Origin of the sequence: Bradyrhizobium japonicum USDA 6 (genome assembly GCF_000284375.1) — a bacterium.
Lineage (GTDB): Bacteria > Pseudomonadota > Alphaproteobacteria > Rhizobiales > Xanthobacteraceae > Bradyrhizobium > Bradyrhizobium japonicum.
In genome coordinates, this window is the sequence record NC_017249.1 from 6,434,756 (window position 1) to 6,453,053 (window position 18,298).

13 protein-coding genes are annotated in these 18,298 nt (G+C 61.4%); 12 read left to right on the forward strand and 1 reads right to left on the reverse strand.

Annotated features, from left to right (window positions below; all coding sequences use genetic code 11):
- Window positions 1-8: 8 nt before the first annotated feature.
- The 8 genes from BJ6T_RS30460 (at window position 9) to BJ6T_RS30495 (ending at window position 12,805) form a co-directional block, all read left to right on the forward strand.
- On the forward strand, window positions 9-1,049 hold the full coding sequence (locus BJ6T_RS30460) for an NAD-dependent epimerase/dehydratase family protein (RefSeq protein ID WP_014496400.1): 1,041 nt from the start codon (window positions 9-11) through the stop codon (window positions 1,047-1,049).
- A gap of 65 nt (window positions 1,050-1,114) precedes the next feature.
- Complete coding sequence (locus BJ6T_RS30465; RefSeq protein WP_014496401.1) at window positions 1,115-2,386, forward strand: polysaccharide biosynthesis/export family protein; 1,272 nt, start codon at window positions 1,115-1,117, stop codon at window positions 2,384-2,386.
- Window positions 2,387-2,675: 289 nt separating this feature from the next.
- Window positions 2,676-3,338, forward strand: coding sequence for a helix-turn-helix transcriptional regulator (locus BJ6T_RS30470; protein ID WP_043900269.1), 663 nt, complete (start codon window positions 2,676-2,678; stop codon window positions 3,336-3,338).
- A gap of 239 nt (window positions 3,339-3,577) precedes the next feature.
- A complete protein-coding gene (locus BJ6T_RS30475; protein WP_141378566.1) occupies window positions 3,578-4,801 on the forward strand; it encodes a glycosyltransferase in 1,224 nt (407 codons plus the stop codon).
- Complete coding sequence (locus BJ6T_RS30480; RefSeq protein ID WP_014496404.1) at window positions 4,798-6,054, forward strand: O-antigen ligase family protein; 1,257 nt, start codon at window positions 4,798-4,800, stop codon at window positions 6,052-6,054. The genes BJ6T_RS30475 and BJ6T_RS30480 overlap by 4 nt, the downstream gene beginning before the upstream one ends.
- Before the next feature lie 3 nt (window positions 6,055-6,057).
- The gene (gene asnB / locus BJ6T_RS30485) at window positions 6,058-8,046 is read left to right on the forward strand and encodes an asparagine synthase (glutamine-hydrolyzing) (protein ID WP_014496405.1); all 1,989 of its coding nucleotides are present in this window, start codon (window positions 6,058-6,060) and stop codon (window positions 8,044-8,046) included.
- 11 nt (window positions 8,047-8,057) lie between these two features.
- The gene (locus BJ6T_RS30490; protein WP_014496406.1) at window positions 8,058-9,935 is read left to right on the forward strand and encodes a GumC family protein; all 1,878 of its coding nucleotides are present in this window, start codon (window positions 8,058-8,060) and stop codon (window positions 9,933-9,935) included.
- Between the two features lie 137 nt (window positions 9,936-10,072).
- Window positions 10,073-12,805, forward strand: coding sequence for a non-ribosomal peptide synthetase (locus BJ6T_RS30495; RefSeq protein WP_014496407.1), 2,733 nt, complete (start codon window positions 10,073-10,075; stop codon window positions 12,803-12,805).
- Between the two features lie 128 nt (window positions 12,806-12,933).
- Here the strand turns inward: BJ6T_RS30495 and BJ6T_RS30500 are convergent, their stop codons facing one another.
- A complete protein-coding gene (locus tag BJ6T_RS30500; protein WP_014496408.1) occupies window positions 12,934-13,470 on the reverse strand; it encodes a DsrE family protein in 537 nt (178 codons plus the stop codon).
- Between the two features lie 232 nt (window positions 13,471-13,702).
- On the opposite strand from BJ6T_RS30500, the gene BJ6T_RS30505 reads away from it, so the two are divergent.
- From BJ6T_RS30505 to BJ6T_RS30520, 4 genes are all read left to right on the forward strand, one after another.
- A complete protein-coding gene (locus tag BJ6T_RS30505) occupies window positions 13,703-15,805 on the forward strand; it encodes a coiled-coil domain-containing protein (protein ID WP_014496409.1) in 2,103 nt (700 codons plus the stop codon).
- A gap of 46 nt (window positions 15,806-15,851) precedes the next feature.
- Window positions 15,852-16,874 carry a TAXI family TRAP transporter solute-binding subunit gene (locus BJ6T_RS30510; RefSeq protein WP_014496410.1) on the forward strand — a complete coding sequence of 341 codons (1,023 nt, stop codon included), beginning with the start codon at window positions 15,852-15,854 and terminating at the stop codon, window positions 16,872-16,874.
- Entirely contained in the window at window positions 16,871-17,491 is a 621-nt protein-coding gene (locus BJ6T_RS30515) for a hypothetical protein (RefSeq protein ID WP_028169628.1), read from the forward strand. The genes BJ6T_RS30510 and BJ6T_RS30515 overlap by 4 nt, the downstream gene beginning before the upstream one ends.
- A gap of 62 nt (window positions 17,492-17,553) precedes the next feature.
- On the forward strand, window positions 17,554-18,240 hold the full coding sequence (locus BJ6T_RS30520; protein ID WP_014496411.1) for a N5-glutamine methyltransferase family protein: 687 nt from the start codon (window positions 17,554-17,556) through the stop codon (window positions 18,238-18,240).
- The last annotated feature ends 58 nt before the right edge of the window (window positions 18,241-18,298 follow it).

The following is an 18,298-nucleotide window of genomic DNA, read 5'->3' on the forward strand; positions in this document are numbered from 1 at the left end:
GTGATCAAATGGTGACTGAAAAGCGAACTGTGCTTCTGGTAGGTGGTGCTGGTTACGTGGGCTCAGTGATCACGGGCCATCTCCTGAGAAAGGGTTGGCATGTCCGCTGCCTGGATCAGCTCATCTACAAGAACGAGAGCTGTGCCTGGCCTTATCTGAGCGTTCCGCAATACGAGTTCATGCAAGGCGATATTCGCGATCCCCGTTTCGCCAATCAGGCATTGAAGGGTGTGGATGACGTCGTCATCCTGGCTGGGCTCGTCGGCGATCCGATCACGAGCAAGTACCCTGACGAAAGCCACGCCATCAATCGGAATGGCGTCGCGTCCTTCATCGACGCGATGCAACACCATCCGGTCGATCGGCTCATCTTCGTGTCCACCTGTTCGAACTATGGGCTCGTGGAAGAAGACAAGGCCGTCGACGAGAATTACCCGCTCGCACCACTCTCCCTCTACGCCAAGCACAAGGTGGAGATGGAGCAGAAGATCCTGGGTCTCAAGGGAAAGGCTGGATTCCATCCAACGGTTCTCCGCTTTGCGACGGCCTTTGGTCTTTCCTCGCGAATGCGCTTCGATCTCACGGTGAACGAATTTGTGCGTGAACTGCACCTGGGAAAAGAACTGCTGGTATTCGATCCCAAGACCTGGCGTCCCTACTGCCATGTTCGTGATTTTGCCCGCGCGATCGAGGAAGTGCTCCGCGCGCCCACCAGCAAGGTCGCCTTCGAAGTCTTCAATGTGGGCTGCGAGGAAAACAACTTCACCAAGCTGATGGTCGTTGAGGAGATCATGCGGCACATTCCGCGATCGAAGGTGACCTATCAGGAGCGCGGCGCCGATCCCCGGAATTACCGCGTGAATTTCGACAAGATCCGTCGGGTATTGAATTTCACGCCTGAGATCAGCGTTCAGCAAGGGATCAGCGAAATCCTCGCTGCCTTGAGCCAGGGCCTGTTCGACCACGTCGAGGAGCAGAGGCATTTCTTCGGAAACTACGAGATCTTTCTTCCGACCGCTCGCATTCCGGATTTGAAGAGAGCGGGCTGAAGGATTCGATATCGGTGTCCCTAATTCGCGAGCGGCGAAGGCTCGGTTGCATCGGGAGTTCGTCCATGAAGTGCAAGAAGCAAGGCAGGCCCTCTTCCACCCTCCTGCTGGGTTCATGCGCAGCGGTTCTGTTTTTCGCGACAAGCGGGCTATCCCTAGCCGCGCCATACAAGCTCGGACCGGGTGATACCATCGAGATTTCGATCGGTGGCCTCCCCGATCAACGCAACCGCACGCAGATCCAGATTGACGGTACCATCCCGCTTCCGGGAGGGGGGACGGTAGAAGTTGCGGGCCTGACCCCCGCGCAGATGCAGAACCGCATCGAGACGCTGCTGCAAGCACGGATACTGCGTCAACGCCTGACCGACGGACGCGACCAGGCATTCGTGGTCAAGCCCGGCGACGTCATGGCAAGCGTCGTGGAATATCGGCCGGTCTATGTTTCCGGCGATGTGCTCACGCCCGGACAGCAGACGTATCGGGCTTCAATGACCGTGCGCCAGGCCGTGGCAGTGGCCGGCGGCTTCAGTCTGCTGCGGTCGCGTGGCGTGCAGCCCGGCGCCACCGACCCTGCGGATCTTGTACGGGACTACCAATCTCTCGCTACCGAATACACCAAGGAATATTTCCATATCGTCCGGACCGGCGCGGAGCTTGATGGCCGCGACACGTTCGACGCCACGCCTCCAAGCGACATTTCGCTGCCCGCGAGCGTGATCGGTTCGGTCGTTCAAGCCGAGAAGGACTCTCTGAAGACCTCGCAAAGCGACTACCGCACGGAACAACGCTTTCTGGACGACGCCGTAAAGCAGACGGACTCGCAGTTCGCTACGCTCAAGAAGCAACAGGAAGGTGAAGAGAAGGGCGTGCAGGCCGACGAAGAGGAACTCGAACGGGTCATGAAGGCGTTCGGCTCCGGCCTGCTGGCAAGTCCTCGTGTCAGCGAAAGCCGGCGTGCCCTGTTGCTGTCCTCGACCCGACGCCTGCAGACGAGCGTCGAACTCATGCGGCTCCAGCGTCAGCGTGAGGACTTCGTGCGGCAGGCGGGACGTGTCACCAGCCAGCGCACGATCAATCTGCTCAGGGAGCAGAAGGACTCGAACGTTCGGTTGGCGGACTTGCGCGTGAGAATGCAGGCGCTCAGCCAGAAACTGCAGCCCATCGGCGGCTCGGGTGCCATCCCCGTTAATTCTGGCGAGCTCAATCCCGACGTGGTCGTCGTCCGGCGGCTCGGTCAACAATGGGACAGGATCCCCGCATCCGTCGACTTCGACGTGGAGCCCGGCGATGTGATCGAAGTCACATTGCGCCCTGCGCCGGCCTTCTCGAACTGAGCACGAACAGAGGTACTCCCTTAAGAGTAAGCGAGGCGCTCCTTCGGGAGTAGCCTCCGCATACCTCCATGGCTGCTCCCGCGAGGCTTAAACCCGCCTTGCTACCCCTTCACCTCCCCTTGCTACCTCTTCGTTGATCACAACCGGGGCGATGCCCGGAAGATCGGCGACTTTCCCCCCCTCCGACGGCCGCGGGGTTACCCCCCATTCAACGTTGCCAGGCTTGGCAGAAGTTTGGAATCTTTGTGGCACGTTCACTCCATCGGGTCAGCGCGGCCGGGGGAATAAAATGTTGAACTTAAGCCAAGCATTGCCGAGGTCTACCATTGCTCTACAACGTCATCCTTCTGAATCGATATTCAATATTTCCAGTCCCGTTTCATCTGCTCACTCTGAAGCCCAGAACCCCAAGCAGGACGGCTTGCGCGGGGTGCTCGCGCGGATCGGCTGCGGACAGGTCTTGCTCAGGCGCGGCAAGGTCATCGAACTCAGTCCGGCCGGCCGCGCAATATTGGAGCGCGAAGCGCGCGTCGATGCGAGCCACGAAACGCTCTATGGCGCCGTCAAGCAACTGGTCCACCGCGCCGGCGCACAGTTTCCGGCAGGCTCGACTTCCTGGTTGGCAACATCCACCAAGGAAGGATTTACCGCGCTGATCAACCAGGTCGCGAATGCGTGGTCCGACGAGACCATCGCATTGATCCTGCTTGATCTCGACGCGCATCCGGAGCCCTCGCCGCGGACGCTGCAGCGGTTGTTTGGATTCACCGCTGCCGAAACCCAGCTTGCTCTCGAGTTGGCGCGAGGCAACAATCTGATCGACATTGCTCGTTCGCGACGATTGAGTCGAACGACAGTACGCTCCCAGTTGGCTTCCCTGTTTGTCAAAACACAGACACGCCGACAGGCAGACCTGATCGCGTTGCTGGGCCGCCTCGCCGTCCTGCCCTAGCGTGGACGCGGAATACGGTGTCGCGTTGTCTCGACTGGTTGAACATCGACGTGCTTCGCGGCGCGTTCAGCAAACATGCACTCGCGCCGCGTCGTCATTTCAGCCCTGTTCGAGCACGTCCGCCAACCGCTCACTTCCGCTGTCATGCGAATGAATGAAGACAGTCCGCGGCCACGTCCTAACCTGATCCTGTCAAACTTTCGCCGGGAAAACCGGGGGCCTCCGCAAAGATCAACATCTTGGCGGGATTGCTCAAAGGGCTGGAAGGAACCAACATGGCGCTGCACTTGCTTTGCGTAGGAGGCGAGGATCACGCTCTGCGTATCCCGTTCCTGGCGGCTCTGCAGAACCGCGGCCTGCGCGTGAGCGCGGCCGGCACTGGTGCAGTATCTGCATTCGCGAAGACCGGAATCCCGTATCATCAATATCAGTTCGACAGATTTGGCGTGGGCTTTGCCGATCGCGCGGCCATGGGTCAACTGGCGCGGCTCGTGAAGAGCGCTCGGCCCGACGTGATCCAGACGTTTGATACCAAGCCCAACCTGTTTGCGCCGCTGGCGCTACGCGGCTCCGTACCGGTTGTGCGCACGATCAACGGAATGGGATGGGTATTCTCGTCGACAGAACTGAAAGCCTTGGCCTTCCGCCCCGTCTATCTGGCGATGCAACGCCTGGCTGCTTGCTGGACCGCTGCAACGGTTTTCCAGAACAAGGCCGACAGCAGCTTCTTTCAACGACACCGTCTGCTTGGAAAGAGCTCATCTGTCATCATCGGAAGCTCGGGGATCGATGTCGGTGCGTTCGAGGCGGCGCAAGCGCGAACCGCCTCGCCTGCCGAGCTGCGCGCCGAACTCGGACTGGGCGATGCTGAGATTGTCCTGACAGTAAGCCGATTAACCGTCCAAAAAGGAATCACAACGCTCCTCGAAGCGGCGAAGCTCGTGCATGAGGTCCGTCCGAATGTCCGCTTTCTGCTCGTCGGTCCGCGCGAAAGCGAGGGTCCGTTCGCCGTAGGTCAGGCGTTGATCGAGGCGCACGCACCATATGTGATTGCGACCGGCGCCAGATCGGATATTCCCGCGCTTCTGGGTATCGCCGACCTCTTTGCCTTTCCGACCGAATATCGTGAAGGCATTCCCCGTGTTCTATTGGAAGCCGGATTGGCTGGCGTGCCAATCGTCGCCTCCCGCATGCCGGGGTGCGATGACGTGGTCCGCGAGGACTGGAACGGCAAACTTGTAGCGCCGCGCGACCCGCGCGCCCTCGCGGCCTCAATTCTCGATCTTCTTCAGGATTCCGCGCGTGCCAAGACGATGGGTCAACGCTCGATCAACGTGGTGCGCAAGGAGTTCGACCTAAATGTCGTCGCCGATCGCTATGCCGAGCTTTACACGCAGCTGCTTTCCCGCAGCTCTTCCAGCGGCTGGCGGGCTGCGGCGCACAACAGCAGTGAAATGCAATGATCGGCAGTGCCCTTCTTGCGCTTGGCCTCGTGCTTGGGACAGCCTCGCAGCTGCGTCTTCCCAGCTTTCCCCTGGGCATCGGGGAAGCCTGCCTCGTCCTCTGGCTCGGTCTCGCATCCCTGCATCTCCTGGTCAGTTCAAGGATTTACAACCCGCAAGCCCTGCTCTGGCTCGTTGCATTCTGGGGCTGCTTTGTCTTGATTCAGAGTTTTGGGGGCTTTCTTGCATTGCTGCGCCCGGAGATCGTCGACCCAGACCTCGTCGTGCACGACATCTTCGCATATCTCCTCGTGGCGGCCCTCACTTGCCTGGTGGCTGCGACGTTGAGACCCGAGGATACCCTGCGCCAATCGCTGTGGTTCCTGATCGGATTCTGGATCGTCGCCATGGCGGTGCAACTTGCCTTGGGCTGGGGCTACCTCAGCATCTCGTCGGTCGATCCATGGTATTGGGACCGGTTCCGCGGGTGGTCGGAGAATCCAAACCAGCTTGCAATCTATTGTGCGGTTTTGACACCACTCTCGCTTCACATGGCTCTGACGGCCAAGCGGTTTGGCCGGATCGTCGCAGTGTTTAGCTGCATCTTAACATTCGTCGTCGGCCGGCTGACGAAGAGCGATACCTTTCTTATCTCGATGTCGCTGTCGATACCGCTGCTCATTGCGCTGCGCTTGCGAAGCTGGCTGACATGCCCCGAACATCGATGGAGTCTGCGTTTCGCAGCTGCAGCGATCGTCGTTGTGGCCATAATTCCCCTTTCGCTCTCACTGCTTCCCTACGGGGTGGCAACGGCGAATGATGTCGAGGGGTTGGCCGCCGGCATGATGAAGGACCGTGGCGGTGAGGCAACGAAGGCAACCGCCAATCTGCGGCTAAGTCTTTGGCAAGACGCCTTGCATTCCGGACTGGAGTCCGGGTCGGTTGGCCTAGGGCCCGGGCCGCATCTGGAGAAGCCAACCGGAATCACGGACAAGGGCGTGGCACTCCCGGTGGAAGCTCACAGCACCCTCCTTGACGTATTCACCCAAGGCGGACTGCCTCTCGTGATCGCCATTGTGAGCCTGATTGTCGGCACGTTTGCGCTCCTGCTTCGCGCACGGCTCGACGCGTTGGCTGTCCTGATCTTTGCACTCGCCGTTTTCAGCATCAGCCATTTCATTCTGCGGCACCCGACCGTGTGGTTTGCCGTCACGCTGGGCCTCATCCTGGGCTCGGATCGGCGCTCATTGGCGCATGCGCGAGTTGGAAGTTAAGCAATGTGTGGAATTACAGGAATACTTCAGACGCCGCGTGCTTCTCGATCCGCCGATCTGGCTGCGATCGGGCCGATGACGGCTCGCCTGCGCCACCGCGGTCCCGATGCGGACGGGTTCTGGAGCGATCGTGACGCCGGCGTTGCGTTCGGGCATCGCAGGCTGTCCATCATCGATCTCTCCGATGCGGGCCGGCAGCCAATGCTTTCGAGCGACGGCCGCTTCGTCATTACGTTCAACGGCGAGATCTACAACTACAAGCCATTACGGCAAGAGCTCGAGGGCGCAGGCAAGCGCTTCACCGGCAATAGCGATACGGAGGTCTTGCTGGCCCTGATCGAGAAATGGGGCCTGGAGAAGGCTCTCCAGCGCTGCAATGGCATGTTCGCAATCGGCCTGTGGGATCGCCGGAACCGCACGCTGCACCTGGCCCGCGATCGAATGGGGAAAAAGCCGCTCTACGTCGCACGGACGTCGGATGCGGTGGTGTTCGCGTCGGAGTTGAAGGCCATCGCGGCATTCCCCGACTTTCACCAGGAGATCGACCCGGGCGCGGTTGCGGAGTTTCTATCGCGCGGATGGTTGCCGGAAAACCAGTGCATATGGCGAGGCGTCTTCAAGATTCCACCCGGGGGCGCCCTATCGATCCGCGCCGAGGACCTCTCGGTCTTCCGGGATGCCGCAGCGCTACAAGAGCGCGTGCGCTCCTGGTGGTCGTTGGCCGATGCCGCGCAAACGGGCCGCGCAGCGCTGGCCACTGCGGATGACCAGCAACTCATCTCCCAGGCTTGCGATCTGCTCAAGGCCGCGGTCGCCGACCGAATGGTTGCCGACGTTCCGGTCGGGTTGTTCCTGTCGGGCGGAATAGACAGTTCGACCGTCGTGGCCCTGATGCAGGCCCAATCGGCGCGCCCGGTACGGACCTTTACGATCGGATTCGGTGAGCGCGCTTTTGATGAAACGGCCAACGCTGCGGCCGTGGCGCAGCACCTCGGCACCAGCCATACCGAGCTACGTCTCACCTCCGCGGACGCCAGAGCGGTCATCCCCGAACTTCCAACCATCTGGGACGAGCCGTTTGCCGATGAATCCCAGATCCCCACACTGCTTCTATCTCGACTTGCACGGCAGGACGTCACCGTTGCGCTTTCGGGCGACGGAGGTGACGAGTGCTTCGGAGGGTATTCCAGGCACGTACTTTCCGCCCGTTTAGCGCCTCTGCTGAACTCCAACCGATCGATCCGGACCATGGCCGCGAGCGGTGTGGCGCTGCTCGGGCGCGGCATGCGCGAAAGCGTCGTCGAAACACTTCGTCTTCCAGGTTGGTTGCAGCGGATGACACACGGCGACCGTATCAACCGTCTGGCAGACCTTATCGGCAGCAACGACGTCGGCGAGATGTACCGTCGGTCGACGCGGCTCTCCGAACTGCAGTTGACGCGAACCCAGGCAGGCTCGGAGCCGGACTCGATCCCGCCGCTCAACGATCTGCTGTCTGATTTTATCGTTCGGGATATGCTTGGATATCTCCCGAGCGATATTCTCGTGAAGCTCGATCGCGCGAGCATGGCCACGAGCCTGGAGGCACGCTGCCCGCTTCTGGATCATCGCGTCGTCGAGTTCAGCTGGGCGCTGCCGAACTCGGCGAAGGTGCGTCATGGTCAGGGAAAATGGCTCCTGCGCCAGGTCCTCGGCCGTCACCTGCCGCGTCACCTCTTCGAGCGACCGAAACAGGGCTTTGACGTGCCGATCGGCTCCTGGCTGAAGGGACCGCTTCGCTCGTGGGCGTCGGACCTCCTTTCGGAGTCGCGTCTTCGCAACCAGCATCTCCTGGACGTTTCCCGCGTGCAGGAGTGCTGGCTTCAACATCTTAGCGGTCGCCGCGATTTCTCACGACCGTTGTGGGCCGTCTTGATGCTGCAGTCCTGGCTCGACTCAGCAGTTACTTCCGGGCCGTCGCGAACAGCGGACGTGATGGAACCGGCGCAGTAGAGGAGCATGCGATGGAAGCGTTCACAAGTAAACGGATTCTGCCGGTGACTGTCCTGTCCCAGGGCCGGTCACAAGGCGACGAGCCACCTCCAGATGACGCCATCGCGGCATTCAAGCATGTCTTCGAGAGCATCAGGCGATACAAGCTCTTCATTGTCAAAATGATCGCCGCGGGCGCGCTGCTCGCGGTGCTCGGTAGTATATTTATGTCGCCCACCTATCTCGCAACGGCACAGCTTGTCGTGAGCGCTCGAAGCGGAGCGGCCGACAATGCCGGAGCACCCGGCAATTCCACGCCGACTGGCGGTTCGGACGACCCGACGATCGATACGCACGTAACGGTCATGTCATCCGATGCGTATCTGCGGCGACTCCTGCCGGCACTAAGGATGCTCGACAACCCGGCCAACGAGAACGGTTCGGTGCTCCGCACTGCCTTGTCAAAGATAAAGGGGTTCCTCTCCTTCCGGAAAGACCCGAGCGACGGCGCGGCGGTGGCAGCATTGAAAGGGCGCCTGAAGGTCAGCCAGGAGCGCCGGTCCAGAGTTATCAGCGTCATTGCCAGCTACCCCAATCCAGAACGGGCCGCAGACGTCGCAAACCTGGTCGCCCGATCCTACGCTGACGAGCTTGTCCGGCAAAAGCGGGCTGTGGAGCTCCAGGCTCTGGACGCCATCGCAGCACAATCGGCGAATGTTCAGCGCGAATTGTCGACGGCGAAGGCGGAATGGGACGCCAGTCACTCAGGGCAGACCTCGTCATCACCGGAAGCCGCACAGGCCGCCGCCGCGTTGGAGTGGAAAATCACCACGCTGGCGCAGCAATATGAAACACTGATACGAAAGCGGCAGGATCTCACCACAAAGGGCGTGATCGCCGAGCCAGACGTGACCGTCATTGCGGACGCCTCGCCACCCGACTTTCCGAGCTCGTTGAACCCGTTCCTCCTTGTTCCACCGATCACGATTATCTTCGCGCTCCTCGCATGTCTCGTCGCGATCATCCTGAAGCACTTCGATCGAAGTCTGCACACAGAGGCGGAAGCTGCAGAGGCATTGGACATCCCGTGCGTCGGGTTGATCCCCTCGATCCCGCCCGAGCTCAGCATCTCGCCGCAGCGCTTCGTAGAGCAATCAGCTGTCTCGCATAGCAGGGCCGTTCGCTCGACCGTCGTATCCCTCATGGCCGCCGATCCGGTCTCTCCACAGACGCCGCATGTCATCCTTGTGACATCCAGCCTGCACGGTGAAGGCAAGAGCGCGATCGCCTGGAGTTTCGGCTTTTGTGCGGCGCAACTCGGACAGCGCGTTCTATTCCTGGATTTCTCTCAATTGCCACGGCGCGTCGGCGGTGAGGCTTCAGATCTCTTCAAGCTGTTGGCGCACGACGGAGCGGCCGCCAAAGCCGTCCAGCACATCCCTGAGCTCGGAATCGACTACATTTCGTCGAGATTGTCCGAAGGCAGTCGCCTGGGGCCGTTGGCGGGCCCGAAGGTCGCCTCGCTGTTCGAGCACTTCAGGAACACCTACGATCTCGTCGTCATCAACGCACCGTCGCTGGATGATGCGCCGGAAGTGCGCCTCCTCGCCTCCTGGGCGGATCACGTTCTACTTGCCGTCCGCGCAGGAAGCACGAGCCGCGACGTCGTGCGGAGCACTTTGACCCGGTTTGCCGGGACGTCGGATCTCGATTCACGTGTCAAGATCTGGTGTGTCCTGACGCACGGCGTACCGTCCGAGCCCGCGCCCTCGGATCTGGAGCCGTCATCAACATCGACTTTGATGCATTACTATCGCCGCTTCAAGACAACGGCGGTGCGGTGGACAAGCATCGAACCTGCAATCAATGTTTCCGACCACGCTGAATCAGGCCTGAGACCACGGCAATGACCCCAGGCGGCTTGGGTTAATCACCCGGGTCTTTCGATATGGCAGGCAGCCGATCGACCAGACGGTGCCTGCGAAACCAGCATCCTTCGTTTGAAGTATGCGTGCCCAGGCCTGATTAAATACATTGGGACAGCAAAATGACGGATGCGGTGATGCGGCTTCAGATATCTGGCGATCCGTCGGGTGATCCATGTGACGCCCTTGACGCGCGCCTGCCCTCGACCGTTCAGCAAGCTCCAGCGACGCTGAGCTGGCTGAGTCCCGTGGAAGTCCCGCTCGATCTGAACGGTCCGGTCGATCGATCATTCGATCCTCTGGAAGCCGGCTTTGCCTGCGTCCCCGCCATTGAACACCTGATTGCGGTGACGGCGAAGTTCGCCGACAGGGTCGCAATCAGCGACGGCAATCACAGCTTCACCTACGCGCAGCTGTTATCCCGAGTCTTGACCCTGGCCCAGGCGATCAGCGCGCTGATCCCGGAGCAGGAAGCCGTCGGATGGCTATTGCGCAGCTCGGCCTGGCAGCCGATCGCTATGCTGGCATGCATGGCGGCCGGACGAGTCCTCGTCCCACTCAATCCCCGCGATCCAGTTCAACGGCTCACGGCTATCACCGCGGCCGCCCGGATTTCCGTGCTGATCGGGCAAGACGGCGACAGCTCCGCCGGGTGGATCCAACAGCACGCCCTGCGCTGGCTCGACGTCGCCGGCGCCAGCGACCCTTCCGCAGCAACTGCAACACTCCCCCGAGTTTCGGTCGATGCGCCTGCCGTAGTGCTTTATACTTCCGGCAGCACCGGAGCTCCGAAGGGGGTCGTCAACAGCCAACGCAACCTGCTCCAGCGCGTCCAGCAATATGTGGACGCCTGCCACATAAGTGCGGCAGACGTCTTCATGCCTCTGAGCGGCCCCACTACGATCGCCGGTTGCCGGGAGATGCTGTCGGCTTTGTTGACGGGGGCGAAGCTGCACATCGTCGACGTCGAGGCGCTCGGATTGCGCGGCGTTCTTCGCCAGATCACCACGCAACAGGTGACGATTACATACGTTGTACCAGCCCTGGTGCGTGCACTGATCAACGCAAGCCGGCCAGGCGATCTCGACTCGCTTCGCATGATCCGCATCGGCGGGGAGAAGGTCCTGTGGACCGATATCGCGCTCGTTCGGCGAGCGATCCCACCGGGTTGCTTCATCCAGGTCAGCTATCTGTCGACGGAAACCACCGGCACCCAGTGGTTTCTTCCCAAGCAATGGCGCGAGGACGGCGTCAGCGTTCCTGTTGGTTACCTGCTTCCCGGCATATCGTATGCCGTGGTCGGCGAAAGTGGGAAGCCCGTCCCGCACGGTGAAGTCGGCGAACTGGTGATCAAGAGCAGGTACGTCATGCTCGGATACTGGGAAGACGGACGGCTTTCTCCGGCATCGCCCTCCCCGGATGACCCAAAGTCTCGCATCTATCAGACCGGCGACCTCGTCACCGTGGATACGCACGGACTGATGCGGATCGTCGGACGGAAGGGACGCCAGCTCAAGATCAACGGCCAGCGTGTCGAGCCGGCCGAGCTCGAGAGTGCGTTGCGCAAGCTCACCTATGTGAAGGACGCTGTCGCCGTCGTGACGGACGCGAACGAGTTGGTCCTGTTTGCATCACCGGCCGATCCACAAAAAGCGCACTTCCGGACCGACGTTCGTAACAGCATCCGGCAGGCTGTTCCTGCGGCTTTGCATCCGACCAGGCTGCATGAGATTCAGGAGATGCCGCGCCTTCCGGGAGGTAAGATCGATCACGCCAAGCTGAAACTGCTCGATCTCGAGAGCAAAGCGATCTCGCCCGCGCCTGTGCCGACGATGCAAGGAATGGCCGAGGCCAACAGGATCGTGCAGCAGGTGTGGACCAGCATCCTCGGCGTGCCGGAAGCTGCCGGGCGCTGGGATGAGGCCGGCGGCGATTCCCTAAAGCTCCTGCGCTGTGTCATGGATATCGAAGACCTCATCGGCCGCGAAGTCAGTATGGAAGCGTTCACGGTCGATATGAGCGCTGAAGACATGATCCGGGCGATCGCGACGGTGCAGCCACCGGTGCGGCAGCCTCTCAACGACCAGATTCTCCCAGGTCTTGTCATACTGCCCGGCTCCATGGGCTATGGCCCGAGCATGGCCGCATTTGGCGCTCAGCTCGGCAAGGTGGCGCGGGTGATTCCGATTCGTTATCCAGATCTAAGCTGGAGCCTCGCGGGACGCGATTCCGTGCAGGAGATGGCCGCGATGGCCGTCGAACAGATCAATGCAGCCCAACCACGCGGCGACGTCCGAATGATCGGCTATTCCCTGGGCGGCGGCGTCGCCTTCGAAGTCGCAAGCCGGCTGATCGAACAAGGTCGTGCAGTCAAATTCCTGGGCATCCTCGACACCAATGTCGGCCCTCGCAGAGCAAATCACCGAGAGGCCCTTTCTCGCACGCTACAGCGGATTCGATCCCATCGAGTGACGATCTACCGCATGTTCTGCCGCTCCGTGGCAAAGTTCGCCGCTCGCTTGGGCCAGGAGGTTCGATTCTGCAAGCTCATCGACGCCATTACATGGCCCCGCCTGGCAAACACGCGCTTCATGCTCAGGCTCGAGCTCGAGGAGATTCTCCGGATGCGCGCGTTCGGACGCTGGGTCGAGGATGCCAAGCCTCGTCTAGCCATCAAGGGAACTGTCTTTGCCTGTCATCGGCCAGGCGTGACACCGCGCCTCGGATGGGACTCCCTGTTCGAAGAACTGGACGTGATTCCGATCGCCGGTGGACATCTTGATCTGGTGGTCGAGCCCCACCTCTCGATCAATCGACCCGTCATCGAGCGCGCGATCGGGGCGTCCTGCTCCTGATCCGCAACACGATGCTTTTTGAGGGGCCGGTCCCGCTCACCACAGGACAACACAGCGAGATCACGCGGGTTCGGCTCAAACCTGGCTCGAACCCGCCGTCTCGCGCTTGGGAGTGCCGCGTACGATCATCAGGGCCGCAGGTAGCTCCAGCCTTGCTCCTGAAGCTCCATCAAGCGAACAACCCCGGATTTGGTGACCTTCGCTTGCGTGATGAGAGGCACTTCTTTGCCCTCATTCTTGGTCATGTTCTCTCGTGTATTTCCGCAGGCCGAGAACGTAAGCTCGGGCGTTGTTTCGCTCATCATTTTGATGCGCCCCTTCACAGGCGAGGTATCGTCTCGCAGCATGTGCAGTCCTGGCCCGTATGCGACGACTTCGACTTCGACCTTTTGACTGAGGTCGCCGTAGTGCTGAACGACGTTGCTGACGTTGTTGAGAGCGAGATTCATGACAGCCGGATCGTTGACGTCGACATGGATGACAAGTCGATGCGGCGGCTGCTTCCGAGGTGTCGCAACACCCATCTTTGCATTTGCGTTCCTGGCGGTGGTGCCAGGATTCTTAGTGGAGAGGGCGGATTGCGCAGAACCGCGGGTTTCGATGCCGCTAATGAGGACCAGTCCGACAGCCGCCACGCCGGCAAAAATGGCAAATGATCTGCTCATGACTGTGCTTCCTGCGTGTGTGACGAAGCGTGCACGTCGCAAGCTATTTAAGCGTAACCGTGGGGGCAAGCAGCTTTGGCCAAAGCTCGGTCCGATCTACTTAATTCCCATCGTCGGCGCACTACTCCGTTTTGGCTACCACAACTGCGACATCGACATCGCGTCGATGAAAGCGCCGTCATAAACGACATGCCACGATCGCTACCAAGCATCATGATCCCTACCAAGCATCATGATCCCTACCAAGCAGTTGGGCGTCTCTATGGGGGTATACGGATTCGACCTGTCGAAAGGAACAGCCGTCGCGCTGACCACAGCCGCGCGCCGACCCAGGCACCGGCAATTTGCGTTCCGCGGGCTCGGATTGTTCGACATCGCTGACGGCTCGCGCGCATGCGACAGAGCCGGCCGGCTCATGGTGGTTCTGATCACCTGCTTTCTGCCGGTTCTGACCGGAACTGCCGATGCCAAATCCCAGGACGACGGCGACCGTGGTGCCGCCTACATCACACCGGCGATGCTCGATCAGTGCAGATGCACGCGCGGACCGGAGCAGATCGACGGGATCAAACAAAGACTGAAGCTCGCCCAACGCGCGGACGAGGTGCGACCCGCCGCGACACAGCCCGCGGGAAGCAGGCTCGCCGCGCCCGGATCGCGCGGAGCGAGGACCGCGACCGAGCAGGCCCGCGCGGCTGCCGATGCCCCTGCGCAGGAAATGACGTCTACGCCACCCTCGGCGTCAAATGCGGCTCAAGCAGCTTCCGAGACGGAACGGCTCAACCAGAACCTGCTGCTGGATCAGGAGCGGCAACGAGCGAACAAGCTTGCGCGCGAATTGGCTGCGGCTCGAGTGGAGCTCGACGCGGCGCGGCAGACCCAGACGCACACTGTCCGCGCCATGGAGATTGGTATTCAGCAAACGCAGGCGCTCGAACAGGAGCGGGAGAAGACCGATAACCTGTCACGTGAGATCTCCTTCCTGAAGGCGGAGCTCGACGTCGCAAGGGTTGCGGCTTCAAAGGCTATGCAGGCGCCCGAACCCGAGCCGAAGCAGGAGCGTCCGGTCGACCGACGGAATGGGGCCAAACGCTTTGCCCTCCAGCTTGCCTCGCTTCGCTCGGATCTTGAGGCTTCGCGCAGCGCAGCATCCGAAGCCACGAAGTCTGCCGCGGCGGAAGCCGCACAAAGGCAGGCTCTCGAGCGCGAACTAAAGCAGGAGCAGGACAAGACAGAAGCCCTGATCAGCGAACTCGGCCCCCTTCGGATCGCGGCCTCCGAGACCGCGAGGGTCGGCACTGCAGATGTCGATCAAAAGTTGACGCTGATGCGCGAGCTCGAGAAGCAGAGGGGCAGAGCTGAGAGCGCGGACCGTCAGCTGCAGTCCCTTCAGGCTGAGCTCCGTGCGGCGCAAACCGCGAGCTCTGAGTTGGGTGCGGCCCGAGCTGCGGACGCCGAGCAAAAACTGGCACTGAAACGAGAGGTCGAGAAGCAGCGGGACCGAGCTGAGAGCGCGGACCGCCAGCTGCAGCCCCTTCAGGCCGAACTCCGTACGGCGCAAACCGCGAGCTCTGAGTTGGCAGCGGCCCGAGCTGCAGATGCCGAGCAAAAACTGGCACTGAAACGAGAGGTCGAACAGCAGCGCGGCCGGGCGGACGCTCTCGCGCGCGAGGCGGCATCGCTGAAGGATCAACGCGACCTGGCGCGGGCTGAAGCGTCGGAGGCTGCGCGAGTCGCCGAGGCCGCCGCAAAGGCCACAACCAAGCGCGAAAAGGAGCGACCGGGCAGCGGCGCGGCAATGCTCCCAACGTTCGCATCCGTCCGGGATCATCTGGCCGCATGGAATGCTTCCACGGTTGTGGCGACGCCCTCGCGTGAGCCCACCGGCCGCGCACCGAGCCAGAGCAGCCTCCAGCCCGCTGCTTCGCCTCGGCCCGCACCGTCAACCTCCGCGCCGATACCACCGAGCGCGCAGGTCACAAAGGGGACTGCCATGCCCGGCGCCGACTCGAAGGCCGTGGCTTCGGTGGAGCGACAGGTCGCCGCGAGCGGAGCACCGCGCCCGCTTGCGAACGAGGAACGACTGCTCGCGCGCGCCAGCGCATTGTTGCGGCAGTCCGACATCAACGGTGCCCGCGGCTTGCTGGAATACGTGCTTGGACATGGCAGCGCGCAAGCAGCCTTTATGCTGGCCGAGACTTACGATCCTCGCGTGCTGCAAACTTGGGACGCTCGCGGCGTCGCCGGCGATTCCGCGAAGGCGCGCGAGCTGTATGAACGAGCCCAGGTCGGCGGCGTTCGAGATGCAGAAGCACGGATCAAGGGGCTCAGATAGCTGCTGGAGCGAGCCCCGGAAGCCAGACCAGAGAATGGAGAGGCCCATGTCATTGAGTAAGCTCGCGTTCACGGTCGCATTGGCACTGGTCGGCCTGCAGCTTGCTGCCAACGCCCAATCTCGTTCGCCGCGCGACCCGCCGGCGCCGACCGCGTCACGGAATGCCGATACGGCCGCAAAGGAACGTATCAATGCATGGACGGTGGGGCTGGCCGGAGGACTTATCGAGGGCGCACCGCTTCGGCTCGCCGCGGAGATCGCACGCGTCGCCAACGAAGAGGACAAGCTTCACGTCATTCCGATCGTGACGACCGGTGCGACCGAGAACGTCAATTCGCTGCTCTATCTCAAGGGCGTTGATGCCGCGATCATCAACATGGATGCCTTAGACGAGTACAAGGCGCAGGTTCCGTCGATCGAAAAGCGCATCGTCTATGTTCTCAACCTCTTCCCTGCCGAGTTGCACGTTTTCGTGCGTCCCGAGATCAAGTCGCTCGACGACCTCAAGGGAAAGAAGGTCAACTTCAACACCCAGGGTACGGCAGCCGCATATTCTGGTCCGCTGATCTTCAGCCGGCTGGGACTGAATGTCGAAAAGATGTTCATTCCCCACCAGGTCGCATTGCAGCAGATGAAGAGCGGAGAAATCGCAGCGGTCGTCTTCATCACATCAAAGCCGGTCGACGCCTTCTTGAAAGGACGTTGGGATGATGGCTTCAAGTTCCTGCCGATCGAATACGACCCCAGATTTGAAGACTATTATCTTCCGTCGTCCCTCGATTCAAAGGACTATCCAAACCTCGTTCCTGCCGGCAAGCGGATCGCGACCATTGCCGTCCCGACGATTCTTGCCGCCTATAACTGGCAGCCGCAGACCGATCGCTATCGGCGCATGGTGCGCTTTGTTGACCACCTGTTCGGACGGCTCGACCGGCTGCAATCCGCTGGCTTCGATACAAAATGGAAGGACGTGAATCTCCGCGCCAGCGTCCCCACTCTGGCCCGGTTTGGTCCGGCGCAGGATTGGCTCGATCGCTCGCCCGGCGCGACGGTCGGATTATCGCGATGAAGCGAACCGGTACCCTCGCGGCCGTCTTGCTCGCGGGTATCGGTCATCTAAGCTGCGCGCAAGCCGGCGACACACAGGATCGTTCCAGGGCATGTGCGCAATTTCAGGGAATGGAGCACATGACATGCGTCGACGAGCAGATTGGGGAAGCACCTGAGCAGTCCTTCCAAGCTCCGCCGCCGAGTCCGAACTGGATCTTGAGTGAAACGACATCACCGGTGGATCACAAGCCGCAGATCGCCGCCCGGACCACCGCACGAGCCGCCGCGAAGGATGGGCCCTCGTCGCTCGCCATTCATTGTCGCGCCAATCGGACCGAGGTGTTGCTCTCCGCAGCGAGTTCCTGGACCAAAACTCCAGGCACCGACATGAGGGTCGTATTCCAGATCAATGATCAACCGCCTGTCGATCAACGCTGGAGGGTTGCCGATGGCGGACGAAGTCTCGCCTTTCCGGGCGACGCCGTTCGCTTCATAAACTCCATGCCAGGGGTGGGCCGGCTTCTGACCAAAGTGTATGCTGGAACAGCTGCGCCCTACGAGGAGACATTTGAGCTGACAGGTCTGGACGCCGTTCGCCGACGACTTGCAAAGGTCTGCACCTGGCCGCCCAGCTGAACAGCCGCAGGTCGGGCTGAACGGCCGACGGGGAAGGCGTCAACACGTGAGGTGTAAATGCGATGAGCGAGACGATCAATGTAGCCGAGGCTTACGAGCGAGGACGCACCCAGTTCATGGGAATCGAACTGCAGGTCGCTCCCGGCGCACTGGTGCCGCGGCCGGAGACAGAGTTGCTTGGCAGGACCGCGGTTGACGCACTGCGCCGGGCACACCTCCCCTCTCCACGGATCGTCGACATGTGCTGCGGCGCCGGCAATCTTGCTTGCGCGATCGCACTCAATATTCCCGACGCTCGCGTCTGGGCGAGCGATCTGACTGACGGATGTGTCGAGCTTGCGCGACGCAACGCCGCGAGCCAGGGCGCCGAGTCCCGCATCACCGTGCTCCAGGGCGATCTGTTCGAAGCTCTCGCGGGCCTGCAACTCGAGCAAGCCATCGACATGATCGTCTGCAACCCGCCCTATATCTCGGAATCCCGGCTCAAAGGCGATCGCGCCACTCTGCTCACGGACGAGCCGCGCGAGGCGTTCGCCGCCGGGCCCTACGGGCTGAGCATCCATATGCGCGTCACGAAAGACGCACCTCGTTACTTGCGGTCGGGAGGACTTTTGTTGTTCGAGGTGGGCCGCGGCCAGGATCGGCAGGTGGCAACCCTGCTCGAACGCAACGACGCTTACGAAAATGTCAGCGTGGTCTTGGACGACGCGGGCGCCGGTCGCGTCGTCATGGCGTACGCGAAGGGTTAGCCAGGTTCGAGCACGTCCCCCACAACGACCGTCGGCGTTGCAGCATAGCACCCTGAAC